Origin of the sequence: Sphingomonas sp. Leaf67, assembly GCF_001421965.1 — a bacterium.
Lineage (GTDB): Bacteria > Pseudomonadota > Alphaproteobacteria > Sphingomonadales > Sphingomonadaceae > Sphingomonas.
In genome coordinates this window covers 157,737-175,902 of sequence record NZ_LMLP01000021.1, presented here as the reverse complement: position 1 = coordinate 175,902, position 18,166 = coordinate 157,737, and the positions used below count along the sequence as shown (strand labels likewise).

The window sequence follows — 18,166 nt, the reverse complement described above, 5'->3', positions numbered from 1 at the left end:
TCAGAATAATAATTCTGATAAGCGTTGCATACAAGCGGCGCTCGAACGAGGATGAGGAGCGTCATGGCCGAAACAGGCTGGACCCGGCGCGACACGTTGGGCGGTGCTGCGCTGTTCGCGCTGGTGGTGGGAATACCCGTCGCGGCCGTACGGATGACCGACACCACCAACGACGTCACCGACCGGCAACGCATGGTGTTGCGCGTGGCAGCGCAAGGGGTGATCCCGCGGACCGCGACGCCCGGTGCGGGCGATATCGGCGCGCATGACTTCGTCGTTCTGGCGCTCGCCCACGGCCTCGACGGTACCCGCGCGCCGGCCGCCGGTGCGGCGCTGCCGGTCACCGTCGCCCGCCATCTGCGCCGCGACGGCACGCTCGATTATCTCGACTGGCTCGAATGGCAACTCGACAGCCGCGCGCAGGGCGACTTCCTGCGGGCCGCTCCCGCTCGCCGGCAAGCGGCACTCGCCGCGGTCGATGCCGAAGCGTTCGCCGAAACCGCTCGCGATGCGCCCGAGTCGCCGTGGAAGAAGCTCAAGGCGCTGATACTCACCGCCTATTACACGTCCGAAATCGGCGGATCGCGCGAGCTGCAATATGAACTGGTTCCCGGGAAATGGGAACCGGACCTACCCTTTGTCCCCGGCAGCCGCGCATGGTCGAGCGACTGGACCGCAGTGGAGTTCAGTTGATGGCAGACGCAATGTTCGACGCGATCGTCGTCGGATCGGGAATCACCGGTGGCTGGGCGGCCAAGGAACTTACCGAGGCGGGGCTGAAGGTCCTGATGCTCGAACGCGGGCCGATGGTGGAGCATGGCGCGGGCTATACCAACGAGACGAAGGCACCGTGGGATCTGGAATTTCGCGGCCTCGGCGATGCCGCGCTGTACGAAACCGATTATGCGGTGCAGCGCAAGAACCGCCACTTCACCGAATTCACGCAGGACCGCTTCGTCAACGATCGCGAGAATCCGTACACGACCGAAGGCGCGACCGAATTCAACTGGTGGCGCAGCTATAATCTGGGCGGCCGGTCGCTGTCATGGGGTCGGCAATGCTATCGCTGGTCGGATTACGACTTCGACGCCAATCGTCGCGACGGCCATGGCACCGACTGGCCGATCCGCTACGCCGAGATCGCGCCCTGGTATGACAAGGTCGAGGAGTTCGTCGGCGTGGCGGGCATGGCCGAAGGGTTGCCGCAATTGCCCGACGGGCGGTTCCTGCCGCCGATGGCGCTCAACCCTGTCGAGGAACATGTTCGCACGGTGATCGGCGAACGCTGGACCGGACGGCGGCTGACCATCGGGCGCAACGCCAACCTGACCGTCGCCAAGCCCGATCAGGGGCGCGCGGCGTGCCAGTATCGCTCGATCTGCGCGCGCGGCTGTTCCTATGGCGCCTATTTCTCGACGCAGAGTTCGACGTTGCCGGCCGCGCAAAAGACCGGCAATCTGACGCTGATCACCGGTGCGGTGGTCGAGGCCGTCGAATACGATCCGGTTACCGGCAGCGCGACCGGCGTCCGCTTCATCGACACCGGGAACGGTGATCGCAAACGGGTGACGGCCCGTATCGTGTTCCTGAACGCGGGATCGTTCAACAGCGTCGGCGTCCTGCTTCGCTCCGCCGACGCGACAAATCCCAACGGCCTTGCCAATTCGAGCGGCGTGCTCGGCACGCATATCATGGACCATGCGCAGACCGTCGCCGGCATCGCGATCATGCCGGGATTCGAAGACCACACCTATTTCGGCAATCGGCCGACCGGCGTCGTCATTCCCCGCTTCCGCAACCTCGATACGCTCGACGGCAAGGGGCACTCGCGCGGCTTCTCCTATCAGGGCGGAGCGTTCCGGGCAGCATGGACGCGGGGCAAGCGCGACGCCGGCATCGGCACCGAGTACAAGGACGGTCTGCGCGAACCGGGGCCGTGGCGGATGGTGCTGGTCGCCTTTGCGGACTCGATGCCGCGCGCGAGCAACCGCATCACCCTCGATCCGACGGTCAAGGATGCCAACGGCCTGCCCGCGATGCGAATCGCGTTCGAACATGGCGCGCAGGAACGCGCCGCGCTGGCCGAAGCGAAGGCGGAGGCTGCCGCGATGCTGACCGCCGCTGGCGGTCACGTCATCATGGGACTCGACCAGCCCAGCCCCGGCGGGTCGGCGATCCACGAAATGGGCGGCGCGCGGATGGGACACGACCCCCGGACCAGCGTGCTGAACAAATGGAGCCAGGCGCACGACGTGCCCAACCTGTTCGTCACCGATGGTGCGCAGATGTCGTCGTCGGCCTGCCAGAACCCGTCGCTGACCTACATGGCGCTGACCGCGCGCGCCTGCGCGACCGCCGTGTCGATGCTGAAGGAAGGCGCGATCTGATTCCCGTTTGCTAGCGGGCACATCCCGCCAGGTGCCGCAGGGTCGGTGCCGCCCGGAGTGAACACCCATGTATCTTGCCGCCTGTATCGCGGGGCGATCCGCCTTCACGGCCCCGCCCGTCCCCGGCCGTCACCGCGCCGCGCCGGGGGTCTGAAGGTCATGGACGACATGCTGGACGCGTCTCCCGACGCGTCTCCCGACGCTTCGCCGCCGCTCCCGGCGTCGGCCAAGGTCGCCTATGGCCTTGGCGACTTCGGCTTCGGTCTGTCGTGGAACATGGTGGGGGCGTTCCTGCTGTTCTTCTACACCGACGTCGCACTGCTCCCCGCGGCAGCGGTCGGCACCTTGCTGCTGGTCTCGCGGTTGGCCGACGCGGCGATCGACCCGATCATCGGCCTTGCGGTCGATCGGACGCACGGACGCAGCGGGCGTGCGCGTCCGTGGTTCAAATGGGGTGCCGTGCCGTTCGGGCTGCTCTGTGCCGCGACGTTCTGGATGCCGCCGGTCGGAGAGACGGGACGCCTGACATGGGCGGTCGTCACGTTCGGCGCGCTCGGCATCCTCTTTTCGGTGGTCAACATCCCGTACGGTGCGCTGCTGCCGATGATGACCAACCGCAATGGAGAGCGCCTTGCGCTCGGCAGCCTGCGCGCCGCCGGCACCGCGATCTCGGTTATCGTCGCCACCTCCGCGACGATGCCGCTGGTCGGCGCATTGGGCGGCGGCGACCAGGCAACGGGCTTTCTGCTCGTCGCCGGGTTGTTCGGGCTGCTGACCACCCTGACCACGCTCAATCTGTTGCGTTGTCCCGAACAGGTCCATGCCGTCGCGCAACCGCTCGCCCAGGCGATCTGGCCGCAGGTGCGGGCAATGATCGGCAACCGGGCGTGGAACACCGTCTTCCTGTTCGCGCTGCTCAACTTCGTCCGCTTCGGCGCGGTGCTGGCGATCACGCCGTTCTTCGCGATCAACGTGCTGGGCAAGCCGTGGATGATCTCGATCCTGCTCCCGGCGGTGTCGGGCACGTTGCTGATCGGCTCGATCCTCGCCCCGCCCTATCTGAAGCGGATGGGAATGCGGCGCGGCAACCTGATCGCGCTGCTGGTTGCGCTGCCGCTGTTCGCGCTGCTGCCGCTGGCCGAAGGGTCGACCGTCGCCTTCCTGACGCTCTACCTTGCCGGATCGGTGCTGCTCAGCATCACCATGACCGCGATCTTCGCGATGGCGGCCGAGGCGATCGAGTATCACGAACAACGGACCGGTACCCGCAACGAAGGGCTGTTGTCGTCGGGAATCAGCCTGTCGACCAAGATCGGCATGGCGCTCGGCGGTGCGCTGGTCGCGTTCGGACTGGCAGCTATCGGATATGTCCCCGGCCGGGGCGGCGCGGACGTCGCTACGGGGCTGCGCTGGCTTTACTACGCGCCGGTCGTCGCATGCCTGGTGGCGCAGATGGCGGTCATCGCTCGCTATCCGATGATCGACCGCGCGGTTCGGTAACGGTTCCGCTCCCCGGCCACCGGTCGGGGAGCAGGCCGGTCGATCAGGCCCCGCCGGCCTTCAGACGTTGAATATCCTCCGCCGAAAGCGCCCGGATCATAACATCCCGATACATGATTTCCGCCGCCTCGAATTCGAGTGCGATACGACCACCGGTCAGCGGTGCCTCCCCGCGATCGCGCATTGCGAACAGGGTCATGACGATCCGTCCGTTCACCAGATGGGCAGCCTGATCGCCGAAAGCATAGAGGTCCAGCGTGTTCCAGCCATCGAGCGTCTCATAGGCGCCGGTATGACGGAACCATTGACGAGCAGTGCCGCCAGCGACGACCGGCGGCTCGTAGGTCGTCGGCAGACCCGGGAAATAGGTCGGCCATAGCGGCGTCCCTCCCAAAACGGGGCCGGCGAGGGCCCGCGTATTGATCATGATGGCGTCGCCGACATCGCCCTCTTCGACCTGAAACTCGACGCCGTCGGGAAACAACCGGTCGCGCTCTGGACCGAGATGATACAGGATCCCGCTGTTGCGGCGCTGCAAGGCACGCGGCGCGAAGCGTGCCTGACCCCATCGATATTGAAGACGCAGATGATAGTTGGACCAGCTGTCGATCGTCGCGATGTGTCCGAACGCAGCCTTATCCGGCCCCCGATAGTCGCGCCCGTGGAAATGCAGGACGCCATCGTCGATCGCTACGACGCCCAGCGTGTCGCGGGCACCGATGCCGTCCTGATAGAAGGTCCAACCGTCGAGGTTGTTTTCGTTGAACAGCGGCCGCCAGCCGGCTTCGGTTCGTGGTCCCGCCGCGATCGCCGTTCCGGTCATGCCGACCAACGCAGTGGTCGCGGCACCTGCCAACACCGAACGGCGATTAAGACCAGGACCGGACATCATGCCATCAGCCGAAGCATCTTGGCGTCCTTCGTTGTTGGTACGAACGGCAGGTACGAGATGCGCATGGTCTCGGCCAGTTCAACGTGGTGCTCGCCCGGCGTCAGGCCGGCGGCGCGCTTGCAGCCGACCACGGCCTTCTCGCCAAAGTTCCACCGGTCGCCATATTCGGTTTCCAGCTCGTCGAGCGTCCACGTTCGGCCACGGAGCGTCAGCGTCACGTCCTCGCGCGGCACCGTCTCACCATTGATGGTGACCGCCACGTTCTCGATCATCGACAGGCCAAGCCCGCGATAATAAGGCAGCCGCGCTTCGATGCTGAAACCATCGGCGGTCGCCTTGAGGCTATCGTCCACGATCATCTTGTTGTCGAACATTTCGGATTCCTTCAGGCGGCGAGCGCGGTGGGGGTCGGGGCGTCGATCAGCCGCCCGAGCATCTCTTGCTGACGACGGACCTGTTCGACGGAGTCGACCTCATAGGCGTCCTCGATCCAGCGATTGCCTTCATATTCCGAGCAGATGTAGCCGTCATACCCGCCCTGTTTGAGTACGCGGACGATCTCGTCATAGGGAATGCACGGTTCGACCAGATCTGCGTCCATCTGGTAGAATTTGCCGTGGATGTTGTGGATGCGGGGCATGTAATCGAGCATCCGCTTCGGTTCGAACGCGGCATTGTGGCGCAGCGTTTCGGCCATGCCGATCGCCGGGCCGACGCCGCCCATCTCGCGCACGTTCAGGATCACATATTCGCTAAGAACGCGGTCCTCATATGCCTTGACGATATAGTCGGCGATGTGGTGCGGCACGCCGTTGCGCATGAAACGCTCCTTCCACACCGGCGGGAACTTGAACAGGAACATGCCCATGTCTGGCAGGAAGCCGAGCGCGTCGCTGCCCGACTTCTCAAAAGCCTCGGCATGGCGGATGATCCATGGATGGTCGAAATGCAGCGGCGCGTGCACTTCGATCAGGATCTTGATCGCCTTCTCCTCGGCGTATGGCGCGGCCGCTACCAGCACCTCGGGCGCGATCGATACCAGCGCGCGGATATATTTGACACCGAGCCGCGCGGCGAAGTCGATATCCTTCTTCACGCTCGCAACCTGTTCGTCGAAGGGCATTTCCCGACCCTTGTAGCGCTTGTAATCGAGCATGAAGTCATGGGCGACCGGCACCGCCCCGTATTTGTCGATCAGCTGGTGCCATTCGGCGACCTTTTCATCGGCGACACCCACTTCCGGCCAGCCCCAGAAGGTCTGCTCGCCGATGATCTCGATCCCCGGCGCGCCGAGCTCGACGCTCGTGCGGATGCAATCTTCGAGCGTCATCTTGCCGAGGAAGGTTTCGTTCTGGAAGCTGTAGAGGCTCACGCCCCGCTTGATCGTCATGGCGATGTCCTTTTGGAATATGCGGGATCAGGCGACTGCGGCGACGGGGGTACCGCCATCGCGCCGGGTCGCGGCGAAAAGGACCGCGGCGAGCGCGCCGACGACCCCGGCCGCGCCCATGATGAGGAACGCGCCCTGCATCGCGCCCGTCTGGACGCGGAACAATGAAACCAGGAACGGGCTGGAGAACTGCCCGAAGAAGAAGCACGCCGTCCACACGCCCATGCCGCGCCCGCGGTGTTCGAAGGGCAGCTTGGTCTGTGCCCAGGCGATCAGCGTCGGCACCGCCATCCCCGCCCCCGTCTGCTGCACGACCAGACCGGCGACCATCCAGCGCCAATCGGGTGCCAGCCCGATCGTCGTCAGCCCCCCGCCGATCAGCACGAGGAAGATGGCGAGTTGCACGACGGGACGCGCACGTCCCGTTGCCCAGAAGATCAGCGAGCCGACCATGACGAACAGGCTGGGGATGAAGGTCAGCTTGCCCAGTTCCTGTGACGACTGGATTCCGACTTCGCGGAACGCCATGCCGCCGTTGATGATGAACACATAATAGAGCGCGGAAGCGAACAGCGTCACCGCACCGATCGATGCCACCGATGCCGCCGGAAACGGGCTGCGCGCCGACGCGCTGCCGATGCCCAGCATCTTGCGTGCGGTCGCATCGCTGCTGGGTTCGTACAGGAACTTGGCGGCAGCAACGAAGGTCGGGAACGCGATCAGGTAGATCAGGAAGATACCGTTCCAGCGCAGGCCAGTCAGGAAACCCGAAGCGAGAATGACGCCACTGGCGAGGAACGGCCCGGCCAACCCTTGCAGCGTCAGCCAGTTGCGGCGCCCCTTTTCGTCCCAATAATCGCCGATCAGCGTGTTCATGGTTGTCAGGATCGCTGCTTCGGCAATGCCGAGCAGCAGCCGCGATCCGTAGATCGCGTTGAGATTGTCGAGCAGGAACGGCGCGGTCCCGAACACGCCGAACAGCAGCGTCGCCACCAACAGCAACTTCCGGCGTCCGAACTTGTCTACCAGGATCCCGGCGAACAGCGCGAAGATCGCGATGGTCAGTCCGGGTGCCGACACCATCGCCGGCACCTTCCATGCGGCACTGGGATCCCCCGCGAAATGGTCGATGATCGAGGGTACCGCCGGGAACAGCGACACGATCGCGAGGATCGGCAGGAAGCCGGCGATAATGACGGTCAGTCCCTGGCCGATGCCAGGGCTGCGGACGGTCTTGTCCTGTGTGTCGGCGATCATCCGAATCCTCTCCCACGCAATCGACCGGTACGCCGGCTCAATTAGAACTTGCATTCTGATAAGCGGTATTGCCATGACCTGCAACCCTGTCAAGCAAGGAACGATCAGGTGGCAAATGCGGTAGTTTCAGGCCAGTTGAGCGAACGACAGCGTAGCCTTGCGTTCGCTACCGTCCTGATTGCGTTCGTGATGGACGTCGTGGACTCGACGATCGTCAATACCGCGCTGCCCGCGATCCAGACTGCCCTGACAGCGTCCGATGGCGCGATGCAATGGGTCGTGTCGGGCTATTTCCTGACGTTCGCCGTGTTGTTGGTCGTCGGCGGACGACTGGGCGATTTATTCGGTTATGCCCGCATGTTCGTGATCGGAGTGGTCGGTTTCACGCTCGCGTCGCTTGCCTGCGGCCTTGCTCGGGACGGTAGTGCCCTGTCGATCGCCCGGCTTGCCCAAGGTGCAGCAGCGGCGATCATGGCACCACAGGGCGTGGCGCTGATCCAGCTGCTCTATTCGCCGACCGAACGTATCGGCCGTCTCGCTGCCTTCGGTGTCATTGGCGGCCTTGCGGCCATCGGCGGTCCGGTGATCGGCGGGCTGCTGATCGAATGGAGTCCGCTGGGTCTTGGGTGGCGTAGCGTGTTCCTCATCAACCTGCCTTTCGGCGTGCTGGCGTTGATCGCCGGACTGACGCTGTTGCCGCCCGGCCGGTCCGGCCAGGCATTGCGTCCCGATGTGCCGGGGACGCTGCTGTTGTTCGCCGCGCTCGGTACGTCGCTCCTCCCGCTGATCGAAGGACGGGCAGCGGGATGGCCGTGGTGGACCGCGGTGGCAGGCATCGCGAGTACCGGACTATGGTACGCGTTCTGGAGCTACGAACAGCGGCGACGAACGGTAATCGGCTCGGCGCTGATCGAACCCTCGCTCTTTGCCGACAGCAGCTTTCGCATCGGACTGACCGCTACGGCAGGCTTTGCCATGGCGTCGGCCGGATTTCTGCTGACGTTCAGCCTGACCCTGCAACGTGGCCTCGATTATGCGCCCATCGATGTTGCCCTGCTGCACGTTCCGTTCGGTCTTGGCGTGATGGCCGGGATCAGCCAGATCGGACGCAAGGCACTGCCTCGCCACGGGCGTCGCGTGCCAATGACGGGCGCCCTGACGATGGCGACCGGGTGCCTGGCGACGGCGCTGGCACTATGGATGGCCCTGCCGACGATCGTGATCGGGGGCGCACTCCTGCTCGCGGGAATCGGCATGGGCACTCTTAGCGGCCCACTCGGTCCGATCACCCTTGCCCATGTCGACCGAAACCATGCCGGCGTTGCCGGGGCCATGCACAAGACGGTGCAGCAGATCGGTGGCGCGCTTGGCACGGCGTTGATCGCGACGATCTACTTCACGATCGTTCCCGATCAACGACAACAATCGATCCCTGCGGCGTTTCTGGTGACGACCGCGGTCGTCGCACTCGACCTCCTGATCCTGGTGTTGCTACTTCGCCGTTTGCCCGAACGCCTGTTCGAGCGATGACCACCTTCCAACGATATGAGAGTCGGCTGTGATCCATGTCTGCGTCGCATGCGGAACGTCCTATCAATCGGATGAACTTCCGCCCGACCGCTGCGCCATCTGCGACGACGAGCGTCAGTATGTGCCGCGCGCCGGACAACAATGGACCAATCGGGAAGCCATCGCCGTTCGCCACAGCAATAGCTGGCGCGAGCATGTGCCCGGCCTGTTTGGCATCGTAACGACGCCTCGCTTTGCGATCGGGCAACGGGCATTCCTGTTGACCACGCCAGCGGGTAATATCTTGTGGGATTGTATTGCCAACCTCGACGCGGCAACCCGGAAACTGATCGAGGGGCTGGGCGGTATCGACGCAATCGCGGTCTCGCATCCGCATTACTATACGACCATGCAAGACTGGTCCGACGCCTTTGGCGCGCCCGTGTATATCCACGATGCCGACCGGCAGTGGGTGATGCGCGACCGTGCCGCCATTCAATTCTGGAACGATGACAGCCTGACGTTACTGCCAGGTGTCCGGTTGATTCATTTGGGCGGTCACTTCGCCGGCGGCACCGTCCTCCACTGGGAGAAGCATGACGGCACGTTGCTCGTGGGGGACATTATCCAGATCACACCCGGCGCAGACCGGATATCGTTCATGTGGAGCTATCCGAATATGCTTCCACTGGCGGGTGGAACCGTCAAGATGATGACCGAACGGATCGGTCGCATCGACTTCGATCGAATGTACGGTGCGTTCGAGGGTCAGGATATGGAAACCGACGCAAAGGATATCACCTTTCGTTCCGCGAACCGCTATCTGAAGTGCATTGAGGAAGCGTAGATGATCTGGCTTTGCCTACGGCTGGACTTTTGAACTCCATCCTTATCGCGACGAACGGCGCCGATCCGCGGTTCTTGACGGCATGCAATCCCTCTGGTTCGCCCCTGACTGTTTGCGATGTATCAAAGGCCGGCGCGTCAAGGCGTTCGGTTTCGACCGGCTTTCCATCAACCAGCTTGTAGGTGATGTACGTGATCGGCTGAGGCTGCTCGAAATACATCACGCTGGAGCAACGGTGATCGTGGACAGGTTCGGTCGCACCGGGAGCCACCTCTACCCGCAGCACGCGAATCTTGTCGTCTTCCAGTAAGACACGGTGGCTATCCGGAGCAGCGGCGACCGCGTCGAAGCTCGCTGGTGCAGTCTGAACCGCCAGCAGAAACAAGAATATCATCCCGCCCTCCTCAATTCGCGTGCCAGACTGTCATCAATTCATTGCTGCCGCAACGCGGCGGTTGCTGAAGTGCGACGGTCCTGAAACGCTGGAAGAAGGGCGACCCAGTTGCCAACGTTCCGACCGCGTATGGCGAAGGACGGCCGGGCAAGCCCGGGCACCGGCCCTTCAAGATATGGGCCGGTGCCCTGACGATACCTTACCGAACCGTGCCGCGACGAAAGAGGTTGACGATCGCGAGCAGCACGATCGCACCGACCAGCGACACCAGGATCGACGGGACGCTGATGACGCCGCTGGTGATCGGCGCGCCGCCGATCAGCGGCGTGACGAGGAAGCCGGCGAGGAGCGCGCCGACGATGCCGACGACGACGTTCAGGACGATGCCCTGTTGCCCGTCGGTCCGCATGATCAGGCTGGCGACCCAACCGATGATACCGCCGACGACGAGGAGTATGATAAGACCCATGACCATTCCTTTTACTTAAACTGAGGACCATGGTGAAACGGGCGATACATTCCTTCGGTTCACGACCCGCCATCGGCGACCATCGCGGCGCATGGTGCAACAGCACTATTATGATTGGTACGAAGCCGGGAACGCAGCGCGGCTCGCAGCGGTTAAAGGGACATGCCAGACCCTGCTGCCCCACCCACGCTCCGCCATCTCGAACAACTCATGGCGCAGTTGCTCGACGGCGTCATCGTCGTCGATCCGACCGGGGTCATCCTGCGCGCCAATGCCGCTGCGCTGAAGATGCACGGCATCGATCGCGTCGAGGATTTGGGCGCAACTGCCGAGGCCTATGCCGAACGCTTCACCCTGCGATCAGGCAATGGCCGCCTGCTCAAACGCCGCGAATATCCGCTGTTTCGGCTGTTGGGCGGTGAAGCATTCCCGGACGAGACGGTGCAGGTGGCGCCGTCGGGTGACGACGAGGTGCGATGGGTCCATGAAGTCCGCGACGTGGCCATGGACGTCGATGGCGGCGATGCGGATTATCTGGCGCTGGTCCTGAGCGATGTGTCCGCCCGCTTCAACGCCGAACGGCGGTTCAAGGCGATGTTCGAAGCCAATCCCGCCCCCGCCCTGATCGTGCGCCTGCGGGATCTGCGCATCGTGCAGGGCAATCCCGGGTTTCTGGCCCTTACCGGCTTCCTGCAGGAGCAGCTTGCCGGAAAGAGCCTGTTCGGGCTCGACCTGCTGGGCGGACTGGCGGACCCGACCGCAACGCGTGCCCGGATCGAACAGGGCCGGGTCCTGCCCCAGTCCGACGCCGAACTGCTCGTCGCCGATGGGACCCGGCGGCTGGTCGTCTTTGCCGGCCAACCCATCGACGTGACCGAGGAAGACGCGCTGCTGCTGACCTTCGCCGACCTGCAACCGCGGCGCGAAGCGGAGATCGCGTTGCAGGCGAGCGAGCAGCACCTTCTCGCCGTCTTCGACATGGCACCGGTCGCTATGGCAGTGACGCACCATGCCGACCATCGCATCGCGCGGGTCAATGCCGCCTTCCGCTCGCTCACCGGTCTTGACGACGAACGCGTGCTCGGAAAAACCGCCGATGAACTGGCGCTATGGGAAACGGCTGCCGAACGGGAGGTTGCGGAAGCGGCCCTGACGGCGACCGGATCGCTCCACCAGCACGAGGCCCGATTGCTGGCGCGGGGGCGCGACCCCATCGATTGCCTCGTCGCCGCGCAAGCCGTCGACATGGATCAGCAGCCCTGTGTGCTGTGGGTCTATCAGGACGTCACCGACCGGCGACGCAACGAGGTCGAACTGGCAGCCGCCATCGACGAGGTGATGAAGGACGCGAGTTGGCTCAGCCGCTCCATCCTCGACAAGCTCGCGACATTGCGGCGGCCGGGGCCGATCGCCGCCGCCATCGACCTCAGCGCCCGCGAACGCGAAGTCCTCGGCCTGATCTGCGACGATCTGGACGATGGCGACATTGCGCAGCGTCTGAACCTGTCGCGCAACACGGTTCGTAATCATGTTGCCCGGATCTACGCCAAGCTGGGCGTCAATCGCCGCAGCGGTGCCGTCATCTGGGGCCGCGAGCGCGGCCTCGGTTCGCATGGACTGTAGCTGCGGGGCATGTCGCCGGACGAGTGAACCATGCCGTCCTGCTTGGGTCCGGGTGGACGGTTGAACCAACGAGCTAGTGCTGTCGCACCATCGCTCCGACGCGCTTCGGTGAACCGTCCACGCCCCAACACGTTCGAACCTGCCTGGGTACAGCCCCATGGACCGCAGCCGTTGCGCTCCACCCGACTGTGCTCCGGCAAGACAACTCGATTGGAGAGACAGCATGAGCGATGGCAACCGGAACGGATACGGGGACAATGCTACGGACGACGGCATCGCCCGGCGTACCGAAGGTGCGTTCGACCGCCACGACGATTCGAACCGCGGTCCGCTCGACCGGGCAGCGAACGCCGTTACCGGCGGCAGCGGTGGCGTCGGCGGTGCGCTGCATCGTGACGATCCGAACCGTGGCCCATTCGATCGGGCCGAGAACACGCTTGGTGGCCATGACGACCCGAATCGGGGGCCGCTTGATCGCGCCGCGAACGCCATCACCGGCGGCAGCGGTGGTGTCGACGGTGCGTTGCATCGCGACGATCCGAACCGTGTTCCGTTCGATCGGACCGAGAATACCCTGCGCGGCCATGACGACCCGAACCGGGGACCGCTCGACCGTGCGGCCAACGCCATCACCGGTGGCGTCGGTGGCGTCGCCGCCGCCACGGTCGGAACGTCGCGCGGCACCGGCCAGACCGTCTCGGCAATCTTCGATACCGAAGCGGAAGCGCAGCGGGCGGTGGCCGACCTGCGCAGCGCCGGGGTCAGCGACAGCGCGCTGTCGGTGATCGCACGCAGCAACGGCACGACGACGGCTCGCGACGTCGATGGCGAGATCACCGACGAACATCATGAAAGCATCGCTCGGGGTGTGTTGGGCGGTGGCGCACTGGGTGCCGGTCTCGGCGTGCTGGCGCTGGCCATCCCGGGCGTCGGCCCGCTGATCGCGGCCGGAGCGATCGCAGCTTCCGCCGTGCCCGGCGCGATGGCGATCGGTGCCGTCGCTGGCGCTGCGGCCGGCACGTTCAACGAAGTGCTGAAGGGCCATGGCATCAGCGACGAGGACGCATCCTATTACGGCGAACACCTGACCGGTGGCGGCGTCCTCGTCACCGTCGATGCAGCCGCGGCAAATGCGAATGTCAGCGACATTCTGCGCCGCAACGGTGGGCACAGCGTCAACAACCCGCGCGTGGCCGCGCTCTAGCGTCCGGGGGTGACCGGGAGATTACCCTCCCGGTCCCTCGTCGTGCATCCTGAAACGGGAAAAGCGATCGACAAGAAACGTTCGGACGGCTCAGGCCGGTCTCATGAAGCGAAATCTATTCGCTTTCGACAACCAGCACGAAAGTCGCGGTCGTACGGAGAAGATGCTTCGACCCGTCTGACTCCTTTACCGTGAACCGGTCGCGACATTCCCCATCAATCGGTGCATGGCATCGACGATTTCGACGTGGTTCACCGGCTTGGGGTAGAACTCGGCACGCTCGGGAAGCCGCACGCTGTCGCGCGTGAAATAAGCAGCGGTCAGAATGATCTCGATCGGCGGCCAGCGCTGACGGATCGCCTCGGCAATCTCGATACCCTTGCGGCTGCGCGGCATGTCCAGGTCCATATAGACCAAGCGGATATCGAGGCGCTCTTCGAGGAGACGTATGGCATCGGCGCTGCTCAACGCCTCCACGGCCTCGAAACCGGCCTTTTCGACCATGCTGATCGCGTCGAGCCGCAAGATCGGCTCGTCTTCGACCACCAGCACGGGCCATCGCATAAGAGGTTGAGACTGTCCCATATCGTGAACCTACGCTTCTACGCCTCTTGAACCTGATACAATGGTGCCGTCGCCTCTACCGTGAGACCCTCTGCGCCGTAGCGAACCTCAACGCCGCCCGAGCCGCTTAGACCCATGCGAATGATCCGCGAGCCGAATCCTTTCCGCGTCGGTTCAACCGCCGGTGGGCCGCCATGCTCCGTCCAGCACAGATTGAGGGTATCCGTGTCGCCGTCGCGACGCAGCGCCCAGCTTACCGCCACCTTGCCTTGCGGCACGGTCAGGGCGCCGTATTTGGCGGCGTTGGTCGCCAACTCGTGCAACATGAGGGTAAGCGCCAGCGTAGCCCTCGACCCGATCGTCACTTCCGGACCGACGAGTGTGAAACGGGCCTCGCCGAACGTCGCCAGAGCGCCGTGAGCGACGTCGCCAAGCTTCGCTGTCGCCCAATGGTCCCGCGTCAGCACCTCATGAGCAGATGCGAGCGCGCCCAGTCGCTTGCCGAAAGCGGCCACCGCTTCCTGATCCTCCGCCTTGCCAAGCGTCTGGTGGGCAATGGCCTGCACCACGCTCATCGTGTTCTTGATCCGGTGAGCCAGTTCGCCGTTGAGAAGCTGCTGCTGCTCGCGCGCCTTATGGAGTTCGGTATGGTCGCGCGATACCGAAAGGATGCGGGCGACTTCGCCGTTCGGGCCGGCGATGGGCGACACGGACACCGACCAATGCTTGGGCGTGCCGATATAGGTGTCGGCCGGCGCCTCGAAGTGCGTCGTCTTGCCGCGCTTCGCAGCTTCGATGGCCTCGCGCGCGTAGGCAGGACCATCCTCCTTCAGAAACTCGGGCCATGGGCAGCCGCGAACGGCATTGAAGTCGCTGATCTCCATGACCTTCATGCCACCGTCGGTCATGAAGGACAGCGTGCCGTCCAACTCGACCACTTTGATGCAGTCGGTAGAAGCGGCCAGCACGCTTTGCATGAAGCTCGCCGTTTCGCGTGCCTCCTCTTCGGCCCGGCGTCGTTCGAGCGCGGTTCGGGTGCGGTTGCCGGCGTCGGCGATGAAGGCCAGATCCTCGGGCGTCCAGTCCCGTGGCCGATCGTCGTTGACGTAGAGGACGGCAACCGTGCGCCCCTTCTCGACGATCGGCCGGTTGACCAGGCTGCGCACCGCAACGGCTTCAAGCGGTGCCGTGTTGCCCGATGTGCGCGGATCGAGACGAATATCGGGAATGACGACGGTTTGCCCGTGGCGCAAATCGTCTGCATATGCCCCATAATCGTCCATTCGGTAGGTCCCTGCGAGGCTCGGATAGCCGTGCGCCGTCCAGTCGTTCGGAATGGTGAACGTTTCCCCGTCTTCCGCGACCGTTCCATACCCGACGCGGCCCGCGCCCAGGGTGCGCCCGATGATTGCCGTTGCCGCGCGCGTCACCGCATCGGGATCGGCGATGGCCGGCAGGGCGCGACCGAGTTCCGCAAGCGCCTCACGCCGTTGATCGGAACGAACGCGATCGGTAACGTCCTGGAACAGCGCCGCGAAACGATCGCCTCCCGCCGGTTGGCACATCCCATCGTACCAGCGGTGAAGATCACCGACCTGCCGTGTGAACCGGATTGCTTCCCCCGTCTCGACGACGCGGGCAAACTCCATCACCAGCTCGTCCTCAACGTCGGGAAACACCTCCCGGATCGTCCGCCCCACCGCGCAGCCGCGTTCGATCCCGACCAGATCGTACCACGCGTTGTTGACCTCGTCATAACGCCAGTCGACGATCCGGCCCGCCTCGTCTCGAACGACCTCGCCAAGGATGAATCCTTCCTCCAGCGTCTCGAACAGGCCGCGCCATCTTGCTTCGGTGGTGGACAGCTCTGCCGTTGCGGTGTTGCGCTGGCGCTGTGCCGTGACCCGCGACGTGCTTTCCGATGTGACGTTGAGCAGACCGACGACCTCCCCGGCCTCGCCCCGCACCGGCGAATAGGCGAAATCGTACCAGGTTTCTTCCGGAAAACCATTGCGCGTCATGGTCATGGGCTGGTCACGAAAGGCGACGCTCTCGCCCGCAAAGACGCGGTTGATCAACGGCTCGATATCATACCAGAGTTCAGACCATATCGCGGCCGTCGGTTGCCCAAGCGCACCGGGATGGCGTGCCCCGAGATACGGGGCGTAGCCGTCATTGTAGAGCAGGATACGCTCCGGCCCCCAGATCAAACACATGGGATGCAAGGAGGCAAGCATGGTATCGACCACCACCCGGAGTGCGGCAGACCACGTGCTGCGTTCCCCCAGTGGTCCCGACGCCCAATCATGGGCCGCTACCAGATCTTTCATGACCAGCGCGCTGCGCGTGTCGCTTCTCGAAACGTCCTGGACGTGGGTCATCATTGCTGTCGCTTCCTAGACCCTGGTACCGCACGGCCCGCCCCCGGCAGGCTGAAGCATCCATGTAGTGGGTCGCGCGCCAAAAGCGAACGGGATGCAGCAGGGTGATGCATTGCCGGACACCTGCGTGTACCGAGAACCTTGCCGAACACCGCCAAGACGCTGGTGCACCGCCACTTCATGCATCCGGCGCGGGCCTGACCGATCCGGCTGGCACGGGTGTTGACCGTGACGGCGACGGCCGCGGTTCCTGCCGCGGCGTGCGGCGATCCGACGCCGGCGACGCAGGTCAGGAGCGGCAAGGCGAAGATCGAGCCGGCCCCGCCGACCAAGCGGCAATCAGGCCGATCACGCCGCCCTATGCGGGTGGAGCAAGGATGACGGTATTGTCCATGATCGCGTCAAACAGCCGCGCGCCGGTTCCATGGCATGACGCGCAGCAGAGTGGCCATGCCGCACCATCCGGTCACCCCGGCAAACATCAGCCCGGCACCGACGAATGCCGAGAGGCCAAGGAAGCCGGGAGCCAAGAACAGGCCGAGCAGCACACCGACCAGCACCAGCCCGCCGGCGGTAATCTGCACCTGCCGCATGATCTCCAGCGGCTGCGACCGATCGGCGACAATGGGCTGTCCGGCCTGTCGCCACGCATCGATGCCGCCCCCGAGCATGAAGGCTGGTGCGCCGCCAGCTGCCGCGCCAAGTTGCGCCGCGTTTGCAGCGGTGCGCATCCCCGATGTACAGTGGAAGACAATGGGTCGACCATCCTTCGGTAGCTTGCTGATCTGATCTAGCGGGACGTTCTGTGCGCCAGGAATGTGCTCACGCGCATGTTCGTCGGTTCCGCGAATGTCGATCAGGTGCGCACCGGCATCGATCGCGGCGCGGGTATCGGCGGGGGAAAGGGTCGCGAGCGTCATCGCATCAATCCTTGCAATAGAGCTGGTAGAGGGTAGCAAGCAGCGTTTCGACGCGGGCGTCGGCAATGGCGTACCAGAGCGCCTGGCTCTGCCGCCGATAGGTGACGAGACCTTCGTCGCGCATCTTGGCCAAGTGCTGCGAGCAGGCCGATTGCGACAGGCCGACATCGCGGGCGAGATCGCCGACCGTCAGCTCGCCATGTTCGACCAGCTTGCACAGCAGCATCAGCCGGCGCGCATTACCGATCGCCTTCAGCGTGTCGGCAACCTGTCCGGCCTTCGCTTCGAATGTCGCGAGGTTCATCGACGGCTTGAGCATCGCCGCTACTCCATAAGTTTATTCTTATGTAGAATCCTCTAATATATTGGCAAGTGCTACGGGAAGAAATTTTGATCCGGCGCTATCGGAATTCGCGGCGTCACGGATCGCGGCGCCGCGAGCGCGGTGCACGGCCACATCGTAATTTCGCGGTATGTCACGACGAAGAAGAACAGCAGCGCGCGCAGCGTGGCGGTAATCGCCAACAGGTCGACCGGCACCATCGCGGCGCATCGTTGGCAAACCGGTCTTGAAGAAGGCGGCCGACACGATGTTGACGAGGTTCGTCACGACCAGCGGCAGGCCGGCGGTGTCGGAGACGAGCCCCGCTGCCATGACGAACGCAAGTTTCGTCTCGTCCTCGAAATCCGGCGTCCGCAGCACATCGATGACGATCGGCGTCAGGATCGGCGCCACGCCATCTCGAGCGAACAGCGCCACGACGGCCCCGCCCGTCGCGCTGTTCTGATCGTGTTAAGACGCGCCTGACCTATTCAGCGACTTGATCCC

General features: G+C 64.3%; 17 protein-coding genes and 1 pseudogene. 7 read left to right on the top strand and 11 right to left on the bottom strand.

The window, feature by feature from the left end; all coding sequences use genetic code 11:
* Positions 1-63 precede the first annotated feature (63 nt).
* The 3 genes from ASE90_RS12975 (at position 64) to ASE90_RS12965 (ending at position 3,887) form a co-directional block, all read left to right on the top strand.
* Entirely contained in the window at positions 64-693 is a 630-nt protein-coding gene (locus ASE90_RS12975) for a gluconate 2-dehydrogenase subunit 3 family protein (protein WP_056001322.1), read from the top strand.
* Complete coding sequence (locus ASE90_RS12970; RefSeq protein WP_056001319.1) at positions 693-2,387, top strand: GMC oxidoreductase; 1,695 nt, start codon at positions 693-695, stop codon at positions 2,385-2,387. The genes ASE90_RS12975 and ASE90_RS12970 overlap by 1 nt, the downstream gene beginning before the upstream one ends.
* A gap of 159 nt (positions 2,388-2,546) precedes the next feature.
* Complete coding sequence (locus ASE90_RS12965; protein WP_056001316.1) at positions 2,547-3,887, top strand: MFS transporter; 1,341 nt, start codon at positions 2,547-2,549, stop codon at positions 3,885-3,887.
* A gap of 43 nt (positions 3,888-3,930) precedes the next feature.
* Here ASE90_RS12965 and ASE90_RS12960 read toward each other — a convergent pair whose 3' ends face one another.
* The 4 genes from ASE90_RS12960 to ASE90_RS12945 are packed head-to-tail and all read right to left on the bottom strand — an operon-like array spanning position 3,931 to position 7,426.
* Entirely contained in the window at positions 3,931-4,746 is an 816-nt protein-coding gene (locus tag ASE90_RS12960) for a DUF1080 domain-containing protein (RefSeq protein ID WP_235531812.1), read from the bottom strand.
* 29 nt (positions 4,747-4,775) lie between these two features.
* The gene (locus ASE90_RS12955) at positions 4,776-5,153 is read right to left on the bottom strand and encodes a C-glycoside deglycosidase beta subunit domain-containing protein (RefSeq protein ID WP_056001310.1); all 378 of its coding nucleotides are present in this window, start codon (positions 5,151-5,153) and stop codon (positions 4,776-4,778) included.
* An 11-nt stretch (positions 5,154-5,164) separates the two neighbouring features.
* Positions 5,165-6,175, bottom strand: a complete 1,011-nt coding sequence (locus ASE90_RS12950; RefSeq protein WP_156357638.1) for a sugar phosphate isomerase/epimerase family protein — start codon at positions 6,173-6,175, stop codon at positions 5,165-5,167.
* Positions 6,176-6,196: 21 nt separating this feature from the next.
* Positions 6,197-7,426 carry an MFS transporter gene (locus ASE90_RS12945; protein WP_056001304.1) on the bottom strand — a complete coding sequence of 410 codons (1,230 nt, stop codon included), beginning with the start codon at positions 7,424-7,426 and terminating at the stop codon, positions 6,197-6,199.
* Between the two features lie 108 nt (positions 7,427-7,534).
* Between ASE90_RS12945 and ASE90_RS12940 the strand changes: the two genes are divergently transcribed.
* Together ASE90_RS12940 and ASE90_RS12935 are read left to right on the top strand one after the other, a co-directional pair.
* Entirely contained in the window at positions 7,535-8,956 is a 1,422-nt protein-coding gene (locus ASE90_RS12940) for an MFS transporter (RefSeq protein WP_156361572.1), read from the top strand.
* A gap of 28 nt (positions 8,957-8,984) precedes the next feature.
* Positions 8,985-9,782, top strand: a complete 798-nt coding sequence (locus tag ASE90_RS12935) for an MBL fold metallo-hydrolase (protein WP_056001298.1) — start codon at positions 8,985-8,987, stop codon at positions 9,780-9,782.
* Here ASE90_RS12935 and ASE90_RS19270 read toward each other — a convergent pair.
* Positions 9,733-10,176 carry a hypothetical protein gene (locus tag ASE90_RS19270; RefSeq protein WP_235531811.1) on the bottom strand — a complete coding sequence of 148 codons (444 nt, stop codon included), beginning with the start codon at positions 10,174-10,176 and terminating at the stop codon, positions 9,733-9,735. The genes ASE90_RS12935 and ASE90_RS19270 overlap by 50 nt on opposite strands.
* Positions 10,177-10,375: 199 nt before the next feature.
* Positions 10,376-10,645: a GlsB/YeaQ/YmgE family stress response membrane protein gene (locus ASE90_RS12925; protein ID WP_056002282.1), complete on the bottom strand. Its 270-nt coding sequence runs from the start codon at positions 10,643-10,645 to the stop codon at positions 10,376-10,378.
* Between the two features lie 162 nt (positions 10,646-10,807).
* Between ASE90_RS12925 and ASE90_RS12920 the strand changes: the two genes are divergently transcribed.
* A complete protein-coding gene (locus ASE90_RS12920) occupies positions 10,808-12,268 on the top strand; it encodes a PAS domain S-box protein (protein WP_056001292.1) in 1,461 nt (486 codons plus the stop codon).
* Between the two features lie 223 nt (positions 12,269-12,491).
* On the top strand, positions 12,492-13,472 hold the full coding sequence (locus tag ASE90_RS12915) for a hypothetical protein (RefSeq protein ID WP_056001289.1): 981 nt from the start codon (positions 12,492-12,494) through the stop codon (positions 13,470-13,472).
* Between the two features lie 186 nt (positions 13,473-13,658).
* Here the strand turns inward: ASE90_RS12915 and ASE90_RS12910 are convergent, their stop codons facing one another.
* The 5 genes and pseudogenes from ASE90_RS12910 to ASE90_RS19255 form a co-directional block, all read right to left on the bottom strand.
* Entirely contained in the window at positions 13,659-14,024 is a 366-nt protein-coding gene (locus ASE90_RS12910) for a response regulator (RefSeq protein WP_235530288.1), read from the bottom strand.
* Positions 14,025-14,074: 50 nt separating this feature from the next.
* Positions 14,075-16,420, bottom strand: a complete 2,346-nt coding sequence (locus ASE90_RS19265) for a PAS domain-containing protein (RefSeq protein ID WP_082449790.1) — start codon at positions 16,418-16,420, stop codon at positions 14,075-14,077.
* 398 nt (positions 16,421-16,818) lie between these two features.
* Positions 16,819-17,337, bottom strand: a complete 519-nt coding sequence (locus ASE90_RS12900) for a rhodanese family protein (RefSeq protein ID WP_056001283.1) — start codon at positions 17,335-17,337, stop codon at positions 16,819-16,821.
* Between the two features lie 4 nt (positions 17,338-17,341).
* Positions 17,342-17,656, bottom strand: coding sequence for an ArsR/SmtB family transcription factor (locus tag ASE90_RS12895; protein WP_056001280.1), 315 nt, complete (start codon positions 17,654-17,656; stop codon positions 17,342-17,344).
* A 24-nt stretch (positions 17,657-17,680) separates the two neighbouring features.
* Positions 17,681-18,100: pseudogene (locus ASE90_RS19255) on the bottom strand (ArsB/NhaD family transporter); the annotation flags it as partial.
* Positions 18,101-18,166: the final 66 nt, after the last annotated feature.

Coding starts and splice junctions, on each gene's coding strand:
- ASE90_RS12975 (WP_056001322.1), top strand. CDS start 64: ATGGCCGAAACAGGCTGGACCCGGCGCGACACGTTGGGCGGTGCTGCG.
- ASE90_RS12970 (WP_056001319.1), top strand. CDS start 693: ATGGCAGACGCAATGTTCGACGCGATCGTCGTCGGATCGGGAATCACC.
- ASE90_RS12965 (WP_056001316.1), top strand. CDS start 2,547: ATGGACGACATGCTGGACGCGTCTCCCGACGCGTCTCCCGACGCTTCG.
- ASE90_RS12955 (WP_056001310.1), bottom strand. CDS start 5,153: ATGTTCGACAACAAGATGATCGTGGACGATAGCCTCAAGGCGACCGCC.
- ASE90_RS12945 (WP_056001304.1), bottom strand. CDS start 7,426: ATGATCGCCGACACACAGGACAAGACCGTCCGCAGCCCTGGCATCGGC.
- ASE90_RS19270 (WP_235531811.1), bottom strand. CDS start 10,176: ATGATATTCTTGTTTCTGCTGGCGGTTCAGACTGCACCAGCGAGCTTC.
- ASE90_RS12925 (WP_056002282.1), bottom strand. CDS start 10,645: ATGGGTCTTATCATACTCCTCGTCGTCGGCGGTATCATCGGTTGGGTC.
- ASE90_RS12920 (WP_056001292.1), top strand. CDS start 10,808: ATGCCAGACCCTGCTGCCCCACCCACGCTCCGCCATCTCGAACAACTC.
- ASE90_RS12915 (WP_056001289.1), top strand. CDS start 12,492: ATGAGCGATGGCAACCGGAACGGATACGGGGACAATGCTACGGACGAC.
- ASE90_RS19265 (WP_082449790.1), bottom strand. CDS start 16,420: ATGATGACCCACGTCCAGGACGTTTCGAGAAGCGACACGCGCAGCGCG.
- ASE90_RS12900 (WP_056001283.1), bottom strand. CDS start 17,337: ATGACGCTCGCGACCCTTTCCCCCGCCGATACCCGCGCCGCGATCGAT.
- ASE90_RS12895 (WP_056001280.1), bottom strand. CDS start 17,656: ATGCTCAAGCCGTCGATGAACCTCGCGACATTCGAAGCGAAGGCCGGA.